Annotated in this window: 20 protein-coding genes; 12 read left to right on the plus strand and 8 right to left on the minus strand. The window is 40.8% G+C overall.

Annotation, left to right across the window (positions count from 1 at the left end; all coding sequences use genetic code 11):
• Positions 1–14 precede the first annotated feature (14 nt).
• Complete coding sequence (locus AAEZ00_RS07585) at positions 15–1037, minus strand: GGDEF domain-containing protein (RefSeq protein ID WP_101031670.1); 1023 nt, start codon at positions 1035–1037, stop codon at positions 15–17.
• 273 nt (positions 1038–1310) lie between these two features.
• Between AAEZ00_RS07585 and eco the strand changes: the two genes are divergently transcribed.
• Positions 1311–1874, plus strand: coding sequence for a serine protease inhibitor ecotin (gene eco / locus AAEZ00_RS07590; protein ID WP_351088496.1), 564 nt, complete (start codon positions 1311–1313; stop codon positions 1872–1874).
• A gap of 60 nt (positions 1875–1934) precedes the next feature.
• Positions 1935–2681: a TrmJ/YjtD family RNA methyltransferase gene (locus tag AAEZ00_RS07595; protein WP_351088497.1), complete on the plus strand. Its 747-nt coding sequence runs from the start codon at positions 1935–1937 to the stop codon at positions 2679–2681.
• A gap of 58 nt (positions 2682–2739) precedes the next feature.
• Here AAEZ00_RS07595 and AAEZ00_RS07600 read toward each other — a convergent pair whose 3' ends face one another.
• The 5 genes from AAEZ00_RS07600 to pssA form a co-directional block, all read right to left on the minus strand.
• A complete protein-coding gene (locus AAEZ00_RS07600) occupies positions 2740–3015 on the minus strand; it encodes a hypothetical protein (protein ID WP_101031676.1) in 276 nt (91 codons plus the stop codon).
• Entirely contained in the window at positions 3012–5021 is a 2010-nt protein-coding gene (locus AAEZ00_RS07605; RefSeq protein WP_124011486.1) for a RecQ family ATP-dependent DNA helicase, read from the minus strand. The genes AAEZ00_RS07600 and AAEZ00_RS07605 overlap by 4 nt, the downstream gene beginning before the upstream one ends.
• A gap of 209 nt (positions 5022–5230) precedes the next feature.
• The gene (locus AAEZ00_RS07610; RefSeq protein WP_124011487.1) at positions 5231–5584 is read right to left on the minus strand and encodes a hypothetical protein; all 354 of its coding nucleotides are present in this window, start codon (positions 5582–5584) and stop codon (positions 5231–5233) included.
• 154 nt (positions 5585–5738) lie between these two features.
• Positions 5739–6548 (minus strand): tRNA-uridine aminocarboxypropyltransferase, encoded by an 810-nt coding sequence (locus AAEZ00_RS07615; protein ID WP_351076865.1) that lies wholly within the window; start codon positions 6546–6548, stop codon positions 5739–5741.
• Between the two features lie 71 nt (positions 6549–6619).
• On the minus strand, positions 6620–7960 hold the full coding sequence (pssA, locus tag AAEZ00_RS07620; protein WP_351076862.1) for a CDP-diacylglycerol--serine O-phosphatidyltransferase: 1341 nt from the start codon (positions 7958–7960) through the stop codon (positions 6620–6622).
• A 604-nt stretch (positions 7961–8564) separates the two neighbouring features.
• Between pssA and dacB the strand changes: the two genes are divergently transcribed.
• From dacB to katG, 3 genes are all read left to right on the plus strand, one after another.
• A complete protein-coding gene (dacB, locus tag AAEZ00_RS07625) occupies positions 8565–10250 on the plus strand; it encodes a D-alanyl-D-alanine carboxypeptidase/D-alanyl-D-alanine endopeptidase (RefSeq protein WP_351088498.1) in 1686 nt (561 codons plus the stop codon).
• Positions 10251–10500: 250 nt separating this feature from the next.
• Positions 10501–11913, plus strand: a complete 1413-nt coding sequence (locus AAEZ00_RS07630) for a nicotinate-nucleotide adenylyltransferase (protein ID WP_101031688.1) — start codon at positions 10501–10503, stop codon at positions 11911–11913.
• A gap of 1071 nt (positions 11914–12984) precedes the next feature.
• The gene (gene katG, locus AAEZ00_RS07635; RefSeq protein WP_101031691.1) at positions 12985–15171 is read left to right on the plus strand and encodes a catalase/peroxidase HPI; all 2187 of its coding nucleotides are present in this window, start codon (positions 12985–12987) and stop codon (positions 15169–15171) included.
• A 413-nt stretch (positions 15172–15584) separates the two neighbouring features.
• Here the strand turns inward: katG and pgm are convergent, their stop codons facing one another.
• On the minus strand, positions 15585–17228 hold the full coding sequence (gene pgm / locus AAEZ00_RS07640) for a phosphoglucomutase (alpha-D-glucose-1,6-bisphosphate-dependent) (RefSeq protein ID WP_351088499.1): 1644 nt from the start codon (positions 17226–17228) through the stop codon (positions 15585–15587).
• A 51-nt stretch (positions 17229–17279) separates the two neighbouring features.
• On the minus strand, positions 17280–17906 hold the full coding sequence (gene seqA / locus AAEZ00_RS07645; RefSeq protein WP_101031697.1) for a replication initiation negative regulator SeqA: 627 nt from the start codon (positions 17904–17906) through the stop codon (positions 17280–17282).
• Positions 17907–18210: 304 nt separating this feature from the next.
• Between seqA and AAEZ00_RS07650 the strand changes: the two genes are divergently transcribed.
• From AAEZ00_RS07650 to efp, 7 genes are all read left to right on the plus strand, one after another.
• Positions 18211–18984: an alpha/beta fold hydrolase gene (locus AAEZ00_RS07650; protein ID WP_351088500.1), complete on the plus strand. Its 774-nt coding sequence runs from the start codon at positions 18211–18213 to the stop codon at positions 18982–18984.
• Positions 18985–19083: 99 nt separating this feature from the next.
• A complete protein-coding gene (locus AAEZ00_RS07655) occupies positions 19084–19305 on the plus strand; it encodes a DUF2788 domain-containing protein (protein WP_101031701.1) in 222 nt (73 codons plus the stop codon).
• Between the two features lie 8 nt (positions 19306–19313).
• Positions 19314–19586, plus strand: a complete 273-nt coding sequence (gene ybfE / locus AAEZ00_RS07660; RefSeq protein ID WP_011637372.1) for a LexA regulated protein — start codon at positions 19314–19316, stop codon at positions 19584–19586.
• A 51-nt stretch (positions 19587–19637) separates the two neighbouring features.
• Positions 19638–20165: a flavodoxin FldA gene (gene fldA, locus AAEZ00_RS07665; RefSeq protein WP_101031703.1), complete on the plus strand. Its 528-nt coding sequence runs from the start codon at positions 19638–19640 to the stop codon at positions 20163–20165.
• A 77-nt stretch (positions 20166–20242) separates the two neighbouring features.
• A complete protein-coding gene (locus AAEZ00_RS07670) occupies positions 20243–21115 on the plus strand; it encodes a hypothetical protein (RefSeq protein ID WP_351088501.1) in 873 nt (290 codons plus the stop codon).
• 34 nt (positions 21116–21149) lie between these two features.
• Positions 21150–22358 carry an elongation factor P maturation arginine rhamnosyltransferase EarP gene (earP, locus tag AAEZ00_RS07675; protein ID WP_351088502.1) on the plus strand — a complete coding sequence of 403 codons (1209 nt, stop codon included), beginning with the start codon at positions 21150–21152 and terminating at the stop codon, positions 22356–22358.
• 49 nt (positions 22359–22407) lie between these two features.
• Complete coding sequence (efp, locus tag AAEZ00_RS07680) at positions 22408–22968, plus strand: elongation factor P (protein ID WP_101031709.1); 561 nt, start codon at positions 22408–22410, stop codon at positions 22966–22968.
• Positions 22969–23160 lie beyond the last annotated feature (192 nt).

The raw sequence follows: 23160 nt of genomic DNA on the forward strand, positions 1-23160 counted from the left end.
GATATAGATTAACATCAAGCAAACTTAACGCAATTTTTACCGGCTGATTTTGCGATATAAAGTTGCTCATCAGCGCGGTAAAATAACGTGTCAGTGTCATCACCCGTTTGAATTGTTGCCACCCCAATAGAGACGGTAATATGGCCTAGGTTTTGTTTTTTTTCTTTACCGATAGAAAGCTGTTTCAATGAAATTCTCTCGCGGATCTTTTCGGCCACATTCACGGCGTCGTTAAGCTTGGCATTGGGTAACATGACGACAAACTCTTCACCGCCATAGCGGGCAACCAAATCGTCGCCTTTAACGGTATTTTTCATGGCTAAGGCAACATAAGCCAAAACCTTATCGCCAATTAAATGGCCAAAAGTATCATTGAATACCTTAAAATCATCGATATCTATCATCAACAGACTGCATATGGTTTGGGTATCATTAAACTTAGTCACCTGCTCTGCGGCAAACAGTTCATAAGAACGGCGATTTTTTAACGATGTCAGTTCATCTGTCATGGCCACCTTACTTAAGTTGTCCATTTCATCTTTGAGACTAGTAATCTCTTCAGATAACGACGCAAGACTGACCGCCATATGACGATTATTGGCAATGACTTGTTCCACTTCATCAGCAATACATTCCACGATAAGGTGGAGTTCATCAGCATTGGGGTTTGTTTGAAGCTTTTCACCAAATTCATTAAGATTAGTTGAAAAAGACTCAGTACCAAGATTTAGCAGCTCAACCTTATTCAATAAGCTGTTTATCAGAATTTGAGTTTCAATGTGCACATTTTCAATAATTTCTGGTGAACGTTCTTCAATAAACCGATTGTATAAGCCTAAGTTAACTTCGGGAGTAAATTGGACCTTATTAGCAATTAAACCATCAATTGCACGTTTAAGATTAAGGTTCGTCTCAGCAAAATAATCAAACCAAATAGCATAATTTTCTGGCGTTACAGGAATAGCTAATGATGCCATTTTAGGTAATGCCAAATGCAGTATATGCGAAGTTTGTTCAAGATTTTGGGTATTATGCATCGAAAACGATACCTTAGTAATAAATACAATGTGTCAAAGGTTATCAGTATGTTATGTCATACTTATGAACTAAACTCAATTATTGATCGTTTTGTTAACCATTAGACATAGGTAAATAAAACGTATTCATTTAACCCTTTTAGTCCCACACAGCGTTTACTATAAATAACTAAGGTAAACATACTTTTATTATTTGTTATTTTTAGTGTGAACACCGGAAATACCATGCCTTTTAATGCGAAACATCTTACATACACTTTACGAGGACAGAATATGAACCTGCCAGCTCTCGCTTATGCCAAAAAGCTCATCATTACTGTAACTATCATTACTAGCGTGTTGTCGTTTGGATCGAATGCTACAAGTCCTGTTGACAATAATTATCTTAACAACATAAAAATTAACAGCACAGTTATGGATACCCGTCATTATCAACCGCAAGTTGCCAGTAAAATGTATCCCTCACCTTCCACTGGAATGGTACAACATGTGCTTACCTTGCCAACCCTAGCCGATGAACAAAATTATATGCTTGAAGTGCAAATAGGCCAAAATAAACTTGTCGATTGCAATAAAATCAATCTTGTAGGTAAGATTAGCACATTGTCATTAGCCGGCTGGGGATATGTTTATTACCAAGTCGATAAAGTGATGCAAGGCCCAACTACCAGAATGATGTGTACTGCAGAGAGAACCGCTGAATTTATTGTCCTCAATGAAGCCCTGACGCTGCGCTATGACAGCCGTCAACCTAAAGTCTTCTATTTACCTGAAGGTACTGATTTACGTTATAGAGTGTGGAAAACTGCCAGCGAGTTTGTGTTTAGTGAGCAGTAAGCGTTGAGGCACAAAGGGCTTAAGTTTATACTTGGGTCACTTTTCATCAGTTGTCGATTTATGTCTATTTCATTTGTGTTAGTTGAACCCACCCGAGCGGCCAATGTGGGTGCTGCGGCTAGAGCTATCAAGACCATGGGCTTTGAACAGCTTATTTTAGTTAATTCTGCATTACATTTACAGCCTGAAGCACTTTGGGTGGCACATGGTGCACAAGATATTCTCGCCAATACCATTACCGTAGACAGTCTAGCGACATTACGTGAACATACCGATCTGCTGATTGCCACAACAGCACGTGAAAGAGGAAGCCCAAGGTGTTATTTATCACCGACAGAGTTAGTCAGTACGTTACAAAGCAAGAATGTATTCGGACCAAGGAGTATCCCGCGAGAACACCCACATACTCACTCATTGCAAAACCTAGCCCATCCATGTGCTATTGTATTTGGCAGAGAGTCTAGCGGACTGAATAATGAAGAGTTAAGCCTATGTGATCTCTACAGCTATGTGTCATTAGCTGCCGATTATCCCTCGCTAAATTTAGGCCAAGCAGTGATGGTATTTGCCTATCAACTCAGCCAGGTTGATAAAAAAATTGGTCTACAACAGTTAGCGGCCACAGATATAGCAACTGACCAATTACAGGCTTTAAAGGCGAAAGCGATGGCTTTAGTCGAGCAGATTGATGCAGGGGAAGATACTAAACTTGTCCAATGGCTCAGCGACGGCATAGCCATGCTGGGACAACGTGATATGAAAATGGCTCATCAATTATTGAATGACATTGCAAAAAAACTGAAATAATCCATCAATTAACACTCAGCACACCGAAACGTGGTGAGCTGAGTTTACGATATTGGGTTTAGTAACGGCGAACCCTTACCACTTGCATTATTTCAATTTCAAAGCCACCCACGACTTCTTTTGCAGGGTAGTAAATCAGATTCACTTTATGGTCTAACAAACTTTTGAAACGTTGAGGTCGCTTGTATTTAAATGGCACATCGCAATCTTTAATCATTAACGTTTGTACCACCCATTCTCCAACTTGACGTTGAATATGGGATACTACCGTCACGCCTTCACTTTGTATTAACTCACCGTGTCGCTTTAACAATATTTCAGGAACCGGTTTCATGGATTTACCTTCTTAACAGTATCCAGAATATCTTGATATCGATAAGCACTAAAACGTCCAAAGCCATCTAATTGTTTTACTTTCAAACGACTAAACATTGGCATTATCATACCAGCAAGAAATTTAGCCTGCGTAGCAATGGTTGGAGTGGGTAGCGATTTTGCCTGAGCCAGTATGGTTAACGGTTCAAGCAATGTTGTCACTGTGGCCGAGTCTGGTATCGGAGCCAAAGCTTGTTTTGATAATACAGCAATTTGCCCACGACAAACGCTGCAATGACCACATATTTGTGGTACTGAGTGGTCATCAAAATACTGAGCTAAATTTGCACTTAAACAACGATCAAGTTCAAAAAAATTGACTAGCTTACTAATCCGAACAATTTCTTTATGTTCATTATCACTAAAATACTCACTGAGTTGCTGAGTAAGTTGTTGTAATTGTTGCGGTGTCGATAACGCCTGCTGTTGTACATCATACACTTGAGTAATTTTTTTTGTCTCAAGAATAATCAAATCCTGCTCAGCTAAATAATTTAATGCCGCAACGACTCGTTGACGCTCACAACCATGTTGTTGATATAAACTATCAAAATCCAGTTGTCCCCAAATCTTTTTAAACTGTGTATGGGCAAACACCTGACTAAGAAACTGCTGGCGTTGGTCATTAAATCGACTGAGAATGGTTTGCGGGTCTTCAACAAACCGATATTTAAATTCAGCAAAATAAGCATAGCTTGGACGGATCACGCCGAGTAGCTCTAACTGTACAAATAACGTCTTCAACGGCAATGAGCGAATATTACACGCGGAGGACAATGGCGTTTCTTGTACTTCCCAGCGACCATCTTCAGTCTCACTGGCAATTATACCTAATAACTGGCTAATATTCTGTGCTTCAGGAGTATCACCATAAACAAAATTTTCAACCGTATTCAACCCATCTAAATTAGCTAGCGTAACACAGTGAGATAATTGTCCGTCGCGCCCTGCTCGGCCAATTTCCTGGCTGTAATTTTCAATCGACTTAGGTAAATCAAAATGGATAACAAATCGAATATCCGATTTATCAATGCCCATACCAAATGCAATGGTCGCCACTATCACTTGGATTTGATTATCCATAAAATGCTGTTGAATATGCTGGCGGACAGTTTGATCCATCCCCGCATGATAAGCTGCGGCATTGATCCCTTGACGGATCAAGTGTGCGGCAACGTCTTCAGCCGTTTGCTGTAAGGTCACGTATACAATACCGCTACCAGTATACTCTTTTACGCTATGGGTGAGTTGATTGAGTTTTTGCAGCTGACTTACCGCAATAACTGATAAATCTAAGTTCGCCCGATAAAAACCAGTTTGGACCACCTGTTCCGGTAATAAACCAAAACGCTTGGCCATATCCAATTTGACTTGTTCTGTTGCCGTTGCGGTTAACAATAAACTTTGGGGGATAGCAAATTCTTGACAATATTGCGGTATTTTTAAATAGTCGGGCCTGAAATTGTGCCCCCATTCAGAAATACAATGCGCTTCATCGACCACCAGCAAAGAAATGGGTACTGACTTAAGGAATTGCCTAAAGCGCTCATTTTTAAAACGCTCAACCGATACCATTAAAATCCGAGTGCGCTGTTCACGAACATCGCGCATGACTTGTTGTGTTTGCTCATAGGTTAAACTTGAATCAATACTGGCGGCCGCGATCCCCTTGCTGGTTAAAAAAGCTAACTGATCTTTCATTAATGCCAATAATGGCGAAATCACTAAGGTGAGATGAGGTAACTGTTGGGCGCAAAACTGATAACACAAAGACTTGCCAGAACCGGTAGGAAATATCGCTAACGCCGAATGACCGCCTAAAATGGTTTCGATAACCGCTTGTTGGCCTTCTCTGAACTCAGTAAAACCAAATTGTTGTTGTAGCAATTGATGTAGCGTTTGATGATCGAAAATTGCAGGGGTCGCTTCTGTGAGTGCGGTTTCGGAGTGCGCTAAGGGAGTCATAATTAATCCTGTTATTAACCCCAAACAACATAGGATTATACAATTAACGATTAAGCCGTAAGCTTTAGTGCTATCCGCTAAATCTAAAGTGCTATTAGTTAAATCTAAAGTACCATTAGTTAAATCTAAAGTACTATGGGTTAAATTTTAAGTACTATGGGCTAAATCTAAAGTACTGTGAGTTAAATTTTAAGTACTATGGGTTAAATCTAACGTTTACGGGCAATATATTGATTAATCAATTGCGTCAGTTTATCTTCAAAGCGTTCTTCTATTACATTAAGGTCTTGATCGAAAGAGCCAATGAACTTAATGGCTTTATCGCGAGACAACACCTTACCTGCAAGACTGTATTGAATTTCAATTAAGCTTTTGTCAAAACGAGGCGCAAGAAGCCAATGACACACATCAGCATTTAAGGTCACTAATGCACGTTCGGCAACCCGGCAAAAAGTGTTGATATGATCGACACCATCAGGTCCTAAACAACCTGGTTCAAGACGGCACAAGATGACTAACTTGCTAGTATTTATATCTCTAGTACTGTTTATCGACTCTTCCATAGATTGTACGACACTGTCCTTAATAAAAAACCGGTAGATGAGATCCACACCGACGCATAAGATCTAACGTTGCGCCTGCAGGTCAAGCCATAGGCGTTCGGTTAGCATCTCCTAATTGGACACAATATGCAACTGCTTAGCAGTGGTTAGCCGCTTAAACGGTCCGTTTGCTGCACTCATGACTGACGTTTAATGCTTGCTTATAAGCATCAATAAACACAGCAATAGGAGTTAATGTTTCTTTTGCTCGGCGGTTACGCCCCAGCAACGAAGATTCAACGAATAAATCAAACCAAGTAGATAATGCTAAACCATTTTGTGGTTCTTCAGCAGCGGTTAATGCTAACGCCGCCACTTCAGCGGTACCGAGTTGAAAATCATGACTCCCTTTGCGGAGTGCATAAGTCGCTAAGGTGTCGGGTGCAAATGATAATACTGGCATTTGATGTAAATACGGGCTTTTACGATACATTTTTATCGCTTCACGCCAACTGCCATCGAGCATCACCAACAGAGGCGTTTTAGCGTGACCAGGGGCGGTTGACAATTCGGCGGCAGTTATGTGTTCAACAATGGCTTGATCGTTTTCAACATATTGTTGTGGGAAGACTAAAAACGGTTGGTATTGTGGATTGGTTAATAATGCCAACATCGCACGATCCGTCTCTGTTCGAGTCCATAAAAACGCATGCGTGTCTGGAATTAAGTCGGCAATTAACCTACCGCTGTTGGTTGGCTTCAACACTTCATCGTTATACATGATCAGCATAAAGCTGACGTTGGTACTCAAATATTGTCGATGTTTACACGTGCAAAATAATTCACCCAAAAGACATAAATTACACCTAACAAGTTTCTTTCCTCGAGCACCAAAGGGCTTAGTCGACAATGATTTTCGATATTCATGCAACCGATGTACTGCATGAATAGGCGCTTTAATAGCTTTACTTGATAGCTCTGACATTTGACAACTCTGAGGTGAAAAAAATTCATCACCAATAATGGTGATGAATGAGTATAAACATTTTCAGGTAATTATAGAATACGGCGCAGTAAAAAGTCTGCTTTTAAACGGCGAATTCGATTCATGATTTTTTTCACTGGTTTAGGGTATTTCTGCAAGGTATCAATTTGGCTATAATGATATAACCGCTCAGTGTGGAGCAAGATATATTGCTGCTCTTTGTTGAACGACTCTTTCCAGCAACCTGAATCATCATGCAATAATAAAGCGTTTTCTAAATCTAATGCCCAAGCTCGTGGGTTTAGATTTGAACCTGTGATGAGATGCTTACGATTATCAGCACTGATGCCTTTCAAATGAAAACTGTTAATCCCATCTTTCCATAAATGAATATTAAGCTGTCCATTGTCAATCGCCCACTGCTGGTTTTTGGCAAATTTACGCAGTGATTGTTCGTACATATATGGCAATGCACCAATGGTAGTAAAATCTTGATCCGGCGGAATATAGAAATCGTTAGCAGTTTTGTCACCCACGACAATATCAATTTTTTTACCCTCACGCAGATGTCTTGCTAATGCACGGGTCAAAATAGTCGGAGGATTAAAATAAGGCGTACAAATAAACAACTCTTGAGTTGAGGAATCAACCAACTTAATGATTGTGTCATTTAATACGTTGTTCCTTCGCCCTAAGCCGACCAATGGCGTTACACGGTTGCCCACTGTGGTTGAGGTATACTGATATCGCACCTGAGATAATCGATACTTAAAACTTTTAATATCGTTCTTTTCAGGGCTATCATCATTGTCACCAGCTTGACTTAATATACTTACGGCAGGATCGCTGACGATGTCATTTTGTATCATATCGCGCATGCTGCGGGCCAGCTCAGGGCTGTCGATAACATGGTATCTATCGAAACGGTATTTTTCTTGCTGCTGAAAATAAATATTGTTAATGCTCGCGCCACTGTAAATAACAGTGTCATCGATAATAAACCCTTTAAGGTGTAACACACCCATAAATTCACGAGACTTAACCGGCACGCCCACAATATCAAACGGGTGCGTCGCTTCAGCCATTAATTGACGATATAAAACATTATTACCACTGTCGCCTTTTTGACCAATGAGGCCTCGGCGTGCACGATGGTAATCCACTAACACTTTGATCTCTAATTGTGGGTTTTGGTCTTTTGCAGCTAATAGCGCATGCAATACTTCACGGCCGGCTTCATCATCTTCAACATATAATGCCGCGATGTAAATTGAAGATGTTGCCGATGCAATTTTAGTTAATATGGCTTGCTTAAAATCTTTTGGGTTAAGCAACCAAGACACGGCATCTGCATTTAGGGCAATACCACCTAGCTTATCCAGCAAGGCATCCTCCTTAAAATGGGTGACCACTACGATAATCAGTAATGGGATCTAATTCAAAAACATTACAGCGATATATTGTAATTGTGAGTACGCTGTTGGAATGTTTAGCAAACATTACGCGCCATGTTTATTACGCACATGTTTGACAGAAATATAGAGGGAGTTATCAAACTTCAACCTCAACTCATGATGTTCCTTTTAACGTCATTTCAATCGTGTCTACGAAATAGCATTGACAGTATTAAACCTCACTGTTTGATGATAAATCGTGGTCATTCTATCAGATCAACTCGACATCAACGACGCCACGATATTATGCAAAATGGTGCAATTGCAACTCTGATACATCGATTTTTGATAGATTGTTGAGTTTGGCGTTTATTAAAACGATAGAAATTACCGACTAACAAGGTGATGAGCAAGATTTTTTTCACTTAGCAGCGGTTTTAATACGCTTTTTTGTCGATAATTAGACCATTAAACCAAGATTGCTTGCTAACTAGTCAGCTAAAGAGATCATGATAAACACATAAAGCACATATTTATAAGCAAAAATCATCAAATGCGTATCAGCCAAGGATTTCATCAGCTAACATCATCTATCGTTAGTGAACTCTTGATGAAGGCTTTTATGAATTCAATGCTTTTCTACCTCACTCGGCCTCGTTCATCTTATGAGCATCAATATGGGAGGGGTACTCAAGCCTTATGGCTATTATGTGCATTGATCGTCACAAGCCAGCCTTGTGTCGTCAAGGCAACAGAACTGCCTAACCAACAATCAACCATTCAACAATCAATCATTCAGCAACCCATATCAACCCCCCAGATCGACAAGGTTGCCCAGCAGCCTGCAGCGTTATATCTTGATAGTATGCTGCAACTATTAAAACCAATGCATTCACAGTTAGGCATTACTGTGTGGGACATGACTAGTCAACAAACGGTATTTGAGTACAACAATCAATCGTTGATGCAGCCTGCCAGTGTCCAAAAACTGTTAACCGCATTGGCCGCGACCAAACAACTCGGTAAAGAATTTACCTACCAAACACGATTAACTACGCTAGCAGAGCAACCTCTGGATAAAAGCCGGATTGACCATGGCATTTATTCTGGTGATATTTATGTCGAGTTCAGTGGCGATCCGACTTTTAAGTACCAAGATTTGCGCCTGTTACTCGCCTCCTTAAGTCAGTTGGGCATCACTGAACTGACAGGCAACATCGTATTAACCAGTGAACAAGACAGCCAACTACAAGCACCTGGATGGGTATGGGACGATTTAGGGATCTGCTATGCGGCCCCAATATCGCCTTTCATCATTGATAAAAATTGCGTCTATGGTCGATTAGCCACAGAGGGTTACAATAAAATAGCCAACATCACCATGATGGGTAACAGGCCTATTGAAATCAGTAGCGATGCTTATTTTGTCAACCCGTCCACGACGTTGCCGATTGCTAAACCTGCGGTTAAGTCATTAACCGATACTGACGTTATTCCCACACTCTTAACGGGATCTGCCCCACAGTGTCACTTATCGTTAAGTCGTTTCGATAATAATCGTTATCATCTCAGTGGCTGTTATGTTGGGGCTAAATCATTACCGTTAGCGATAGCCATTACGGAACCACAACTTTATGCTCAGCAGATTGTGGCTAAACAACTTGCCTCTTTAGGCATTGTGCATCAGCAACCTATTACGGCGAGAAAAATGAGTACGGATCCGCAATTTATTGCTCAACGGTACATTATCGCCAGCCACCAATCTGCAGCCTTGCCTCAATTGCTCGAAACCATGTTACTCAAATCAGATAATTTAATTGCCGACAGTTTACTCAAAAAACTGGGTGAGGATTATTATCAGGCGCCAAGTGACTTTGCCCAAAGTAGCCAAGCATTGAAAACCATTCTTTACTCGATAGGCATCGATTTATCCAACGCAAACATCGCCGATGGCTCAGGTTTGTCACGCTATAATTTACTCACCCCTGAGCATGTATTAAGTGTACTCACCACCCTATATCAACAACCACAATACCGCTTTTTACTCAACTTATTACCAGAATCAGGTGTCAGTGGCACCTTACGCTACAAACGCTATTTTAATAAGTCACCGTTGAAAAACCATGTGTTTGCTAAAACCGGCAGTATGTTGGGTATTGCTAACTTAGCGGGCAAAGTTAACGTCAGTAATGGCCATGATTATTTATTTGTTTTATTCGAAAATGGCCTAAGCCCACAAATTAAAAAACAGCAAAAAGCGCCGTTTTCAGCGATATTCTTGCAAACCATGATGGATGTGCCTAGATAATATTGTTACCTATGGACGCACCTTAACGAAAGGTGCGTCATCCTCAATCGCGATAATGTAATTTTAGCGCCACCAGCAAGGTCAACACCAACCAAACTGACGCTAACAGTCAGTAACAAAAGTAATAATTATCGTTAAATCATCATTATATCGTTACAAATATCCTTTCAGCACTAGCGCATATTATCACTTGCTATAACATTGCTAACCGTAACCTTAAGATATCAATGTTTTATCGGCTGGAGATATTATGGATAAGCAAGTCAGTTCGCGTGGCACAAAAGAAAAAGCCCTTCGTTTAAATTTAGACGAGAAAAAGTACGGCACCATTGTCGAAATTGGTGCCGGACAAGAAGTTGCGCGGAACTTTTTTGTGGCTGGCGCAGCTGCGGGCACGATAGCAAAAACGATGTCGGCCTACGATATGAAATTCTCGGATGCCATCTATGGAGTTCAAGAAGATGGCCGTTATGTCAGTAAAGCGCGCGTCTTAGCGATGATGGAGCAAGAGTTTGATTTAGTGGTTGATCGCGTCGGTGCAATTCGTTCAAAGTCTTCACGTTATTTTGCTTACGCAACAACCGTTTCGGCTAAAAGCTTTAATCGTAAAAACGAATGCCATGCATGGTGTGGGGTGCGTATTCAAATGTACCCTGGTGCTGAACCGTCAAATATTATTGTCCATGTCCGTATGTTTGATGACAGCGCCGAAGCACAACAGCAAGCATTGGGTATTTTAGGGGTAAACCTGATTTACGCCAGCTATTACTATTTTGAAGATCCAAAGCAAATTATCGATTCGTTAACCGACAGCTTAAAAGCCAATCGGATTGAAATTGATTGTATTGACTTCCAAGGTCCCTACTTTGAAGATGTCGACAATCAAACCAAGAATATTCATCTCATTCGCAGTTGGAAAACCCGCGCGATAATGTTTAAAGCCGATGGCAGTGTCGCGGTCCCAGCCGATATGCTCTACAAAAAGAATGTATTAACCATTCGCGGATCGTTTAAACCTATCACCAAACTCAATGTGGATATGATTGAGCAAGGCTATAAAGCCTTTGCCACATTAGAGGGTGTAACCGATAAGAACACGGTGTTAATCGCCGAAATATCGCTAAATGACTTACACGGCAAAGATGCCAATATGACCGAAAAGGACATCATGGAGCGGGTTAAATTGCTTAATTTATTAGGCTACAACGTGATGATTTCCGATTACACGCGCTACTTCTCATTACGGGCCTATTTCCGTCAATACACCCAATTACAAATTGGCATTGTGGTGGGCATGATTAACATCAAACAAATTTTTGATGAAGAATTTTACCGCGGTTTAGAAGGCGGTATTCTTGAAGGTTTTGGTAAATTGTTCCCGGATAACACTCGCTTGTTTGTCTACCCTGAACGAGATGAAAAAGGCATTCTTAACGATTTAACCACGGTCAGCGTACCCAATAACCTACGCTATTTATTCCGTCATGTGCTTGATAATGGTTTTATCACCAGTATTGAATCAAGCGATATTGATCTGTTTAATATTTTTTCTCGGGAAATTTTACAGCAAATTTGTCGTGGTCAAGGAGAATGGGTTGACGCCGTTCCCGAGCCGGTGAGTAAAGCGATAATGGAACAAAAATTATTCGGCTACCGCGGATAATAAGCCCATAATAGCTTTTTGCTATGATTAAACGGTCATTGCTCTACTCGATGTAAGATGACTCAATTTTCGGCTAAATCTCTTAAATAATTGATTATATTTTATGTCATTATGCATAAAAGTAGCTTTGCTAGACTATTGCTTAAAATGGCTAACTTATCTTAAGTTAGCCATTTTACTTAACAGGCTCTTTATTAAACGCCCCCCGTTAACAACGGCAATTAATGGTAATCATTCACAACAGCTGACCTGTTTTTTAGTCATCCGTACTCTTTACCACAGGAAATAGCGGTTGTTACAGATAGCGGCTTTATCCGTGCCTTTATTCGGGATCAGCATGGGGCCTTCAACTTAAGATCAGCCTATAAAAAGGTAACTAACAAAAAATATTGCCAAATAATCGAGATCACTGAATGGGTAAAGTAACAAGTTGCAAAGGATATTGATTATTTTGGATCCTTAGGATTATCGACCTCAATTATCCACCCAAATTATCCACCTCAATTTTTCAGCTAAAAATGTACCAGCCCCTAATTTGATCAATAAATGTGTGACACTTGTTAATTGCAATGACTCATCAAAATATCAGTAACCTTGACCATAAAGATGTTGAGCTCGCGCTCGTAAAATCAGTACGGTCGTTATCGCAAAATCTTAATTGTACTGTTAGTGCTGAAGGGGATGAACAAATTGAAACTGGCGCCAAACGTCAAGCGTTCGGTTGCGACTGAGCTCAAGACTAAAATTACGGTCAACCTATGCCGACAAAACAATCGCCATTTTATCCAAGCTTCTGTGGCGTAATCATCATGACAAACCTTTACCAATACATAAGTAAATTTAGTGATCTAGATCATAAATTCAACTGAAGTATTAACTTAACCTCATGATTGGTTAATTGTTCTATGATTAATTAATTATTCGATTTATAGGCCCCCTTATTATGTATCAATAAAACCGATTAACTAAACCGGAAAAAGTCGCTTTCTTTAGTTACCACAGTCAGTTAGCCTAGTTAAGTAATCCAATAATACATAAAATTTATGTTATTAAGTGATCAAGGAAAATATCATGGACAAAGCACAACAATCTCAAGGCAAGTGCCCTGTTAATCATGGCGGTAATACCTCAGTCGAAGACGATGTGATGGAATGGTGGCCTAAGGCACTTAATCTCGATATTCTTCATCAACACGACAGCAAATCAGATCCGATGGAAGCTGACTTCAATTATCCTGCGGCCTTTAAAAGCCTTGATCTTTCTGCCGTAAAAAAAGATCTCATCGCATTAATGACTGACAGCCAAGACTGGTGGCCAGCCGATTGGGGCCATTATGGCGGACTGATGATCCGCATGGCTTGGCATTCTGCAGGGACATACCGTATTGCTGATGGTCGCGGCGGAGCAGGAACAGGTAACCAACGTTTTGCGCCCATAAACAGCTGGCCAGATAACGTCAATCTAGATAAAGCGCGTCGCTTATTATGGCCAATCAAAAAGAAATACGGTAACAAACTCTCTTGGGCTGATTTAATTATTTTTGCCGGTACTGTTGCCTATGAGTCTATGGGACTCAAAACATTCGGTTTTGCGGGTGGTCGCGCCGATATATGGCACCCAGAAAAAGACATCTACTGGGGCTCAGAAAAACAATGGCTTGCCACTAGTGACTCACCAGATAGTCGCTATTCTGGTGAAAGAGATCTCGAAAATCCATTAGCAGCTGTAATGATGGGATTAATTTATGTCAACCCAGAAGGTCCTGATGGTAAGCCCGACCCACTGAGAACCGCACAAGACATTCGTGTCACCTTTGAACGCATGGCAATGAATGACGAAGAAACCGTCGCTCTTACCGCGGGTGGTCACACTGTGGGTAAATGTCATGGCAATGGCCAAGCAGAAAATCTACAAGCCGTTCCTGAAGGCGCAGAACTTGAAGACCAAGGCCTGGGCTGGTTAAATAAAACAAGTCGTGGCGTGGGCCGAGATACGGTTTCCAGTGGTATTGAAGGGGCTTGGACCACTAACCCAACACAGTGGGACAATGGTTACTTTGAGTTATTGCTTAACTACGAGTGGGAGCTTAAAAAAAGCCCTGCTGGAGCGTGGCAGTGGGAACCCATCAATATCAAAGAAGAGCATAAACCTGTTGACGTCGAAGACCCATCAATTCGCTTAAACCCCATTATGACAGACGCCGATATGGCGATGAAAATGGATCCCGAATATGGCAAAATCTCGCAACGTTTTTATCAAGACCCAGCTTATTTCTCTGACGTGTTTGCCCGTGCTTGGTTTAAATTAACTCATCGTGATTTAGGCCCTAAAAGCCGCTATCTTGGCACCGAAGTCCCTGCTGAAGAGTTAATTTGGCAAGACCCTGTTCCACAAGTTGATTACAGCTTATCAGAGCAAGAAATTAACGATCTTAAAGCCAAAATCTTATCCAGTGAATTGAGTGTTGCAGAGCTTGTGGCAACCGCTTGGGACAGTGCCCGTACCTTCCGTGGTTCTGATTTCCGTGGTGGCGCCAATGGTGCGCGTATTCGTTTAGCGCCGCAAAAAGATTGGCAAGGAAATGAGCCGGCAAGATTGCAAAAAGTATTAGCAGCATTAACCACTATTCAAGCCGGTCTTGCGAAGTCTATCAGCATGGCTGACTTAATCGTACTTGGTGGTACTGCTGCAGTAGAAAAAGCCGCTCACGCTGCTGGTGTCAAGGTTACAGTGCCGTTTGCGCCTGGTCGTGGGGATTCCACCCAAGAGCAAACCGATATTGAGTCTTTTGAGGTATTAGAGCCGTTGCACGATGCTTATCGTAACTGGCAAAAGAAAGACTATATCGTTCAGCCTGAAGAAATGATGCTCGACCGTACTCAATTAATGGGACTAACCGCCCATGAAATGACAGTTTTGGTTGGCGGTATGCGAGTATTAGGTACCAACTACGACAACAGCCAACACGGTGTGTTTACTGACAATGTCGGCGTGTTATCGAATGACTTTTTTGTCAACTTGACCGACATGTCATACAACTGGAAACCTGCTGGCAATAACCTATATCACATTATTGACCGTAAAACAGGCAAGATGAAGTGGTCTGCCACTCGTGTTGACTTAGTCTTTGGTTCTAACTCTATACTGAGATCTTATGTCGAAGTGTATGCTCAAGATGACGCTAAAGAAAAATTTGTTCATGACTTCATTAAAGCATGGACTAAAGTCATGAATGCGGATCGATTTGATCTAGTCTAACGATCATCAGTACGTGATAACCGCTTGTCATAAAAAAAGCACTGTGAATATTAGTCACAGTGCTTTTTTATTACAGTCAATTCAATCAACATAATGATTAAACCCAAGCCACTTCAACATGCTCGTTTCAGCGCTCCCGTAGGATAACTGAACAAGGCTGTGATTGAAGATAATGGTGACTCCCTTGTTAATATCACTATTCCTAGAGCCTAGATCGCTACGCTGCTAGGACACTACGCGGCTAGATGCTATAAAATCTTAGCAGCGAAGCGACGCTAGCAAGACGTAGTCCGCACTAGAACCTCGAAGACCGCAGGTCGCTCTAGCAGCCGTAGGCGCCCTATTCCTTGATCCTTGAACTCTGTCACTTCTGGACATGCACAATCCTGCATTTCGAGGTCGTTTGGGTATAACTAGCCTTTTAGGGCTTGGTCAATCATTTTTTGTGCTTGGATGATGATGTCATCCAAATGCTGCTGATTAATAAAGCTTTCGGCATAAATTTTAAACAAGGCTTCAGTGCCCGATGGCCGTGCGGCAAACCAGCCATTTTCGGTAGTGACTTTAATGCCGCCAATGGCAGCATTGTTGCCGGGTGCGTGACTCAAAATTGCTGTTATCGCCTCACCCGCTAATTGAGTATCAGTAAAGCTATCACTATTTAATTGTTCAAACTTGGCTTTTTTCTTAAGGCTAATGGGGCTATCGATACGCGTATAAAAACTCTCACCAAATTGCGCGGTTAATTCTTGATAACGCTCTGCAGGTGTTTTACCGGTTACCGCTAATATTTCAGCCGCAAGCAGAGCTAAAATAAAGCCGTCTTTGTCGGTACACCAAGTGCTGCCATCACGTTTTAAAAACGCTGCGCCTGCACTTTCTTCACCGCCAAATGCTATGGTGCTTTTGGCTAAGCCATCAACAAACCATTTAAAGCCTACTGGCACTTCAAGACAATGACGTCCTAACGCCTTACAAACCCTGTCAATCATCGCGCTAGACACTAAGGTTTTTCCGACTGCAAGTGACTCTGACCACTGCGGGCGATGGGTCATTAAATAATCTATCGCAACAGTTAAGTAATGATTCGGGTTCATTAAGCCAAAACCAGGACACACAATACCGTGACGGTCGTAGTCAGGATCATTACCCACGCACAAGTCATAATCTTCGCTGTACGCTAACAAGCCTGCCATGGCATAAGGAGACGAGCAATCCATGCGGATTTTGCCGTCTTTATCTAATGTCATAAAGCCAAATGTGGGGTCGACTTTGTCATTGACTAAGGTAATATCAAGGCCATAGTGAGCGGCTATTTGCTGCCAATAATAAATACCAGAGCCACCCAGTGGATCAACACCAATACGAATGTTGGCTTTTTTAATCGCTTCCATATCTATCACTTGTGCAAGTGATTCAACATAGGGCGCAATAAAATCAACTTCATCTATCCAACCAGATTTTACCGCAACACCGTAATTGACCTTTTTAACCCCAGAGAGTTGATTCGCTAGGTATTGGTTGGCCTTAGATTCAATGATTTTGGTAATGTCACCTTCAGCGGGACCGCCGTGCGGTGGATTGTACTTAATGCCACCATCCTGAGGAGGATTATGTGATGGCGTTATAATTAACCCATCGATTAATGTCGCTGGGTTAGCTGCATTCGCGGTGACTATGGCTTGCGACACTACCGGGGTAGGCGTAAACCCATCGTCTTTTTGAATTAACATCTTAACTTGATTAGCAGTCAACACTTCTACCACCGACATAAAGGCGGCGTAAGATAATGCATGAGTGTCAAAACCGACGATCATTGGCCCAGTAATATTGGCTGAGTGACGATAATCGACAACAGCTTGGGTGATGGCCCAAATATGGTTTTGATTGAAACTGGATGTAAACGCACTACCACGATGACCCGAAGTGCCAAACGTCACTTTCTGCTGCACGTCTTCCACGTTAGGAATGATGCGATAATAATGACTCATCAATTTAGGAATATTCACTAAATCCGTTTGTAAAGCGTGCTGTCCTGCGCGTTGATGAATGGCCACGTGTGGTCTCCTATGAGTAAATGATTAATTGAATCTTCGGAAAATCAAATGTTAAATGTGTTCAGCGATGCTCTTTGCTCTTTCACTACCACAGCCTAAATGTTCCAAGACCTCTGTTAATATAGTTTGTTTTTTCGCAGTATTGTTATTGGTGGTGACCCAAAAACCACTTGAGGCAATTTCTTTTGGATTAGAAGATTGACTTGAATTTAATAATGCCTGTTTAGAACGAGCAAAATACAAACGTCCTTTGCCTTGCACATTAAGCACCTTATCAAAATCACTGCGAGCAGTGGTTTCAAGACTGGCTAATAAATGCATAAAACGCCCTACCGCACCTTTTTGCTGGCTTAATAAATGTTGGTTAACAATCGCATCAAAATCAATCGTGACTAACGTTGAAATGTCTTCATCTAGTGGATAGTGCTGACCGGTAATATTCTGTTCAGCAATGACCTTTTCCACGACTGCCTTAGCTTGATTAAAAACCGAATTACGATCTTCCAGCGATTCAGATTCTAAACTGGGCTGACTAATGGCCTTGGGTAAGCTTATATCGACATCTTCGACAGACAAGTTCAATAAACGACGCAAAATATCTGAAGCGCTTTCGCCGATGCGTTCCGTCTTACTGGCAATAAAACGATAAAGTTCTTCGTCAATTTCAATGTATTTCATCAGAGTCATCCTTTTTCTATCAGTCTTTGTCACTACTGTAGCCATTATTTTGCTGGCGCCGAGTAATTCGGGATCGCAGATCAAATTATTATTAATGCGATCAAAAAAATATTGTTCCAGTGTAAGCCAAGCTTAACCTACTAATAAAGTAGCAAAATCATTAAATGACCTATAATGCTGAAATTTTATTAAAAGGCGATTAAAATATCATCAACAATTGTGACAACGATCATCAAAACTTGATTTGACAGGCTCATTGCAGCAAAATCCCCCGCACAAATTGTCCCAATGAGCTTATTGCGTTATGCATTATGTATCTTCTGGTCAAGGTGAAGCCGTCCTGCTTATTCATGGACTGTTTGGTAATCTTGATAATTTAAAAAACCTAGGCAGCGTGCTTGAACAACAGCATCAAGTCATACGGGTTGATTTGCCCAATCATGGCTTGAGTGAACATTGGGATAACATGGATTACGCTCAACTGGCTGATGCCATGGTTGATGTACTCGATGATTTATACCTCAAACAAGTCCATGTTATTGGGCATTCAATGGGCGGCAAAATTGCAATGGCAATGGCACTTTTACACCCAGAACGAGTAATAAGCCTAGTGATCGCAGATATCGCTCCTGTGGCGTATAGTCCGAGACATCAAACTGTGTTTGCAGGATTAACCAGTTTAATATTAAACAGTAAAACCACTCGAAAATCAGCCTTAACCCACTTAATGGATGCTGGTATTGATGAGCCGACATCTCAGTTTTTACTTAAAAATTTACAACGTACTGATAGCGGGTTTGAATGGAAAATGAATTTAACTGGGCTAATCGAGTCTTACGACCGTATTATTGGTTGGAATTTACCATTAACCAATGACAAACATTTTGATAAACCAGCACTATTTATCCGTGGTGGTGATTCAAATTATGTAACGGCTGAATATCGTGATGAAATCATGCGTCAATTTCCTCGCGCTAGCGCCAAAACATTAAATGGCACAGGGCATTGGTTACATGCACAAAAGCCAGAGATATTTAATCGCATCGTGTCTGAGTTTATTGAACAAAACCAAGGGTAAGTTTTTAATATTTTAGCTTTTTGAATATAGCCGATTGTCACCTAATGTGATATATTCGCGCCCTCTTTTCGCCAGACACTCAATCGCGAAGGTAGAAGTATGTTAAACCAATACATTGAACAAATTGAAGCGGTAGGCTTAAACTTGTTTTTTGCATCGATATTCTTTTTTATCGGCATGGCTATCCATGATGTGCTTAAACAAGGTCAAGTCCCCAAATTTGGTCGATTTATTGTGTGGTTAGTTTTATTCCTCGGCTGCGCCGGGTTTATTGCAAAAGGTATTATTCAGATGACCTGGGAAGGCTCTGGGATCGGTTAAAGAGTACAATGGCAAAAGAAACAACAGATAGAACGACTATTGACCTTTTTGCTGCAGAAACTCGCCGAGGGCGCCCGAGAAGTAACCCACTTTCTAGGGAACAGCAATTAAAGATCAACAAGCGTAACCAAATTCAGCGTGATCGCGCTAACGGTTTAAAGCGAATAGAGTTAAAGGTGTCACAAGATCTGTATGATGCCTTGAACCAACAAGCTTTGAACAGTAACATTAGTCGTAGCCAGTTAATCGAATTTATTCTGCAACAGCAACTCGACAACTGAAACGTTTTTAGAACATCGCACAACGCGAACTTGATATTTAAAGGATAGACAATGGCAACTGTAGGTCTTTTTTTCGGTAGCGATACTGGCAACACCGAAGCTATAGCCAAAATGATCCAGAAAAAACTGGGTAAAAGCATGCTCGATGTTAAAGACATCGCAAAGAGTACTAAAGAGCAAATTGCTGAATACGATTTGTTAATGTTTGGTATTCCAACATGGTATTACGGCGAAGCACAGTGTGATTGGGATGATTTTTTTCCTGATCTTGAGCAAATCGACTTTACCGATAAGTTAGTCGCTATTTTTGGTTGTGGTGACCAAGAGGATTATGCGGAATACTTCCTCGATGCGATGGGCATGATACGTGACATCGTAGAAGCGCGTGGTGGGATCATTATTGGTAATTGGCCATCTGAAAGCTACAACTTCGAAGCCTCTAAAGGCATGGCGGACGATAAGCACTTTGTTGGTTTAGGGATTGACGAAGACCGTCAACCAGAACTCACCGATGAGCGTGTTGATGCTTGGGTCAAGCAGATTTATGAAGAAATGTGTTTAGCTGAGTTAGAAGACTAATCCTGTAGTTATTCAGTAAAAAAAGCGGCAATTAGCCGCTTTTTTTCTTTTTAACTATCGGCTGTCGTAGGTGAAAAGTGCTAAAACTTAATATAGAAGTTAAAGAGATTATTGATAATGTAGTAATGCAATATCATATTTTTGATACATCCCAGCCTCTAATGATAACGTTTCCCCCTGTATGTCAAAGCATCAAAAATAAAGACGTATCTATTACAGCTCCGGTGTGGAGTTTTGATTTTTTTGCTAAGCGTAAACTCAATATAATTGCTTTTAATCATATTGGTGAAGGAAATTATTTTGACTCAATAGCCTTCATATCTTTGCTCGATAAGCTCAGACAAGAAATAGCAATATTTCCAACTAAAATAGGCTATGGCTCAAGTTTAGGTGCCTTCGCACTCAGTTTACATGCCGATAGATTACTTTTAGATAAAGCTTTACTTATGATGCCTCAAAGCACTTATTGTAAAAAGACTGCATCATGGGATCCTATTGTTGTTAATGCAGCAGACAGCAAGAACTCAGACATGACCGTTCTTGATAGCAGCACATGTAAAACGCCATTAACCATTATTTACGACCCACTGTCGCTTGCAGATAAGTTACATGTAGATCGTTATGAACAAACAGCCACACGATTAAAAATATTTGGTGTAGGACATCGTATTCCTCGAACGCTTCAGCATTTGGATATGTTATCTGAAGTCATATTACAATTCAGAATTGGCACTATCGACAATGATTATTTCTATCATGGGCTAAAAGAGAGACGTAAACTCAGTTATTATTATAGAGACGCATATAAAAAACCCACTGTTAGTTATACAAATCATAGAATTATCATCATTTATTGGCATAAAACCAAACAGAGGCTGATTCATTTTAAGTTTGAACCCGCTAAAATTTTAGACAGACTTTTATGCAGTATAAAAAAAAGAATATCTTAAATACATTTTCTATATATCAAAAGCACACAAGAATATGGCCGGATTTAGCAGCAAAATCTTTGATTTAGACATAAATAATAGTTTGAATCATTGGGATATATTTTGTACCGTTGTCGATAATTATGGAGACATAGGTGTCACGTGGCGTTTGGCTAAGCAGTTGGTGACAGAATATGCCATACCCATTAATCTATGGGTCGATGACTTAGTGAGTTTTTCGCATATTTTACCAATGCTAGATCCCGATAAAGCACAGCAAAATATCAATGGCGTGAATATATTTAAATGGAATAACCCACTTGATATTAAGTTTGAAGCTGGGGTTGTGGTAATAGAAGCATTTGCCTGTGAGTTACCTTCACAGGTAAAGCTAGCCATTGAACAATTACATCAACACCCAGATACTTGCGCCCCTACTTGGTTAAACCTTGAATACCTTAGTGCCGAAGGTTGGGTCGCTGGTTGTCATGGACTGCCGTCGTCACAAGCCAATGGGGTCAAAAAGTGGTTTTACTTTCCCGGTTTTAGCGCAAAAACTGGCGGACTTATTTGTGAACGTGACTTGTTTAGTCAACGAGATGAATGGCAAGCTGATCCTAAACATAAATTAGCATTGTTCAAGCAGCTGGGGTTACAGGGTATTAATGCCCAAGATACAGTTATCAGTGTTTTTAGTTATCAAACCCAAGCCTTACTTGCTTTATGTCATTTATGGCAAGCATCTCCGACCCCAATTCATGCGCTTATCCCTAAAGGGCGCAGTTTGCACAGCTTAACAAGCCTATTGCCTTGTGCGGTTGAAGATTTGATGCCCGGTCAGCAATTTGTCATAGGTAGCTTAACTTTGCATATATTACCCATGACAGATCAAAATGACTTTGATCGCTTGCTATGGAGCTGTGATTTTAATATTGTGCGGGGTGAAGATTCATTTTTACGTGCTCAATGGGCTGCAAAACCCTTTATATGGCACATTTATCCTCAAGAAGATGATTATCACTTGGTAAAATTACAAGCTTTTATGCAACTTTACTGCGATAATCTTGCTCCAGAAATTACTACTACTTGGTCTGAGGTGAATTTGGCCTTCAACCGGGGCAATACACACGCGGTAGTTATGCACTGGCAACAGTTAAATTCTGTTAATTTGTCTTTAATGCAACATGCTATTAAATGGCCAATTAACGCGTTAAAAGATGCAGATCTTGCGAGTCGACTCGTTCAATTCGTTAAAAATAGCTAAGATACTGCTCTATAAATAAAAAAAGTCCAAAAATATAGGAAATAGTGAAATGAAAACTGCTCATGAAATCCGTCCTGGTAACGTGATCATGTTAGATGGCAGCCCATGGGTTGTTCAGAAGACTGAAACAACTCGTTCTGGCCGTAACGCTGCAATCGTTAAATTAAAATTAAAGAACGTATTGCTAGATTCTGGTACTGAACAAACCTTTAAAGGTGAAGACAAATTAGACGATATCGTTCTAGAACGTCTTGATTGTACTTACTCATACTTTGCTGATCCTATGTATGTGTTCATGGATGAAGAATATAACCAGTATGATGTCGAAGCTGACAACTTAGGTGATGCAGCTGCCTATATCATCGATGGCATGGAAGACATGTGTCAAGTGACCTTCTATGAAGAGAAAGCGATATCTGTTGAATTGCCGATCCACATCGTACGTGAAGTTATTTACACCGAGCCATCCGCTCGTGGTGATACTTCAGGTAAAGTGATGAAGCCTGCTACTATTACTGGTGGTGGCACGGTCACAGTTGCTGACTTTGTCAAAGTGGGTGACAAGATTGAAATTGACTCTCGTACCGGCGAGTTCAAAAAGCGCGTTTAATTACCCATTAACTTGTGTTATTGATAAAATATCAATAACACAAGTTAATGCATTAAAAGCCAGCACTTAGTGCTGGCTTTTTTGTTATAAAATGGAATAAGACAACTGCATTAGGCATTAACAACAGTATAAAACACTTTTATATGTGCCATCAAACTGGCAATAACAGCATTTTTGACTGATTAATTTGTT

This window comes from Shewanella sp. S1-49-MNA-CIBAN-0167 (assembly GCF_040310145.1).
Classification (GTDB): Bacteria; Pseudomonadota; Gammaproteobacteria; order Enterobacterales; family Shewanellaceae; genus Shewanella; species Shewanella psychromarinicola.

Excerpts from the sequence above, each read along its gene's own strand:
- eco (WP_351088496.1), top strand. The coding sequence starts at position 1,311 with ATGAACCTGCCAGCTCTCGCTTATGCCAAAAAGCTCATCATTACTGTA.
- AAEZ00_RS07630 (WP_101031688.1), top strand. The coding sequence starts at position 10,501 with ATGGATAAGCAAGTCAGTTCGCGTGGCACAAAAGAAAAAGCCCTTCGT.
- dacB (WP_351088498.1), top strand. The coding sequence starts at position 8,565 with ATGAATTCAATGCTTTTCTACCTCACTCGGCCTCGTTCATCTTATGAG.
- earP (WP_351088502.1), top strand. The coding sequence starts at position 21,150 with ATGGCCGGATTTAGCAGCAAAATCTTTGATTTAGACATAAATAATAGT.
- AAEZ00_RS07615 (WP_351076865.1), bottom strand. The coding sequence starts at position 6,548 with ATGTCAGAGCTATCAAGTAAAGCTATTAAAGCGCCTATTCATGCAGTA.
- seqA (WP_101031697.1), bottom strand. The coding sequence starts at position 17,906 with ATGAAATACATTGAAATTGACGAAGAACTTTATCGTTTTATTGCCAGT.
- AAEZ00_RS07610 (WP_124011487.1), bottom strand. The coding sequence starts at position 5,584 with ATGGAAGAGTCGATAAACAGTACTAGAGATATAAATACTAGCAAGTTA.
- fldA (WP_101031703.1), top strand. The coding sequence starts at position 19,638 with ATGGCAACTGTAGGTCTTTTTTTCGGTAGCGATACTGGCAACACCGAA.
- efp (WP_101031709.1), top strand. The coding sequence starts at position 22,408 with ATGAAAACTGCTCATGAAATCCGTCCTGGTAACGTGATCATGTTAGAT.
- AAEZ00_RS07650 (WP_351088500.1), top strand. The coding sequence starts at position 18,211 with ATGCATTATGTATCTTCTGGTCAAGGTGAAGCCGTCCTGCTTATTCAT.
- AAEZ00_RS07585 (WP_101031670.1), bottom strand. The coding sequence starts at position 1,037 with ATGCATAATACCCAAAATCTTGAACAAACTTCGCATATACTGCATTTG.
- AAEZ00_RS07655 (WP_101031701.1), top strand. The coding sequence starts at position 19,084 with ATGTTAAACCAATACATTGAACAAATTGAAGCGGTAGGCTTAAACTTG.
- katG (WP_101031691.1), top strand. The coding sequence starts at position 12,985 with ATGGACAAAGCACAACAATCTCAAGGCAAGTGCCCTGTTAATCATGGC.
- ybfE (WP_011637372.1), top strand. The coding sequence starts at position 19,314 with ATGGCAAAAGAAACAACAGATAGAACGACTATTGACCTTTTTGCTGCA.
- AAEZ00_RS07605 (WP_124011486.1), bottom strand. The coding sequence starts at position 5,021 with ATGACTCCCTTAGCGCACTCCGAAACCGCACTCACAGAAGCGACCCCT.
- AAEZ00_RS07600 (WP_101031676.1), bottom strand. The coding sequence starts at position 3,015 with ATGAAACCGGTTCCTGAAATATTGTTAAAGCGACACGGTGAGTTAATA.
- AAEZ00_RS07595 (WP_351088497.1), top strand. The coding sequence starts at position 1,935 with ATGTCTATTTCATTTGTGTTAGTTGAACCCACCCGAGCGGCCAATGTG.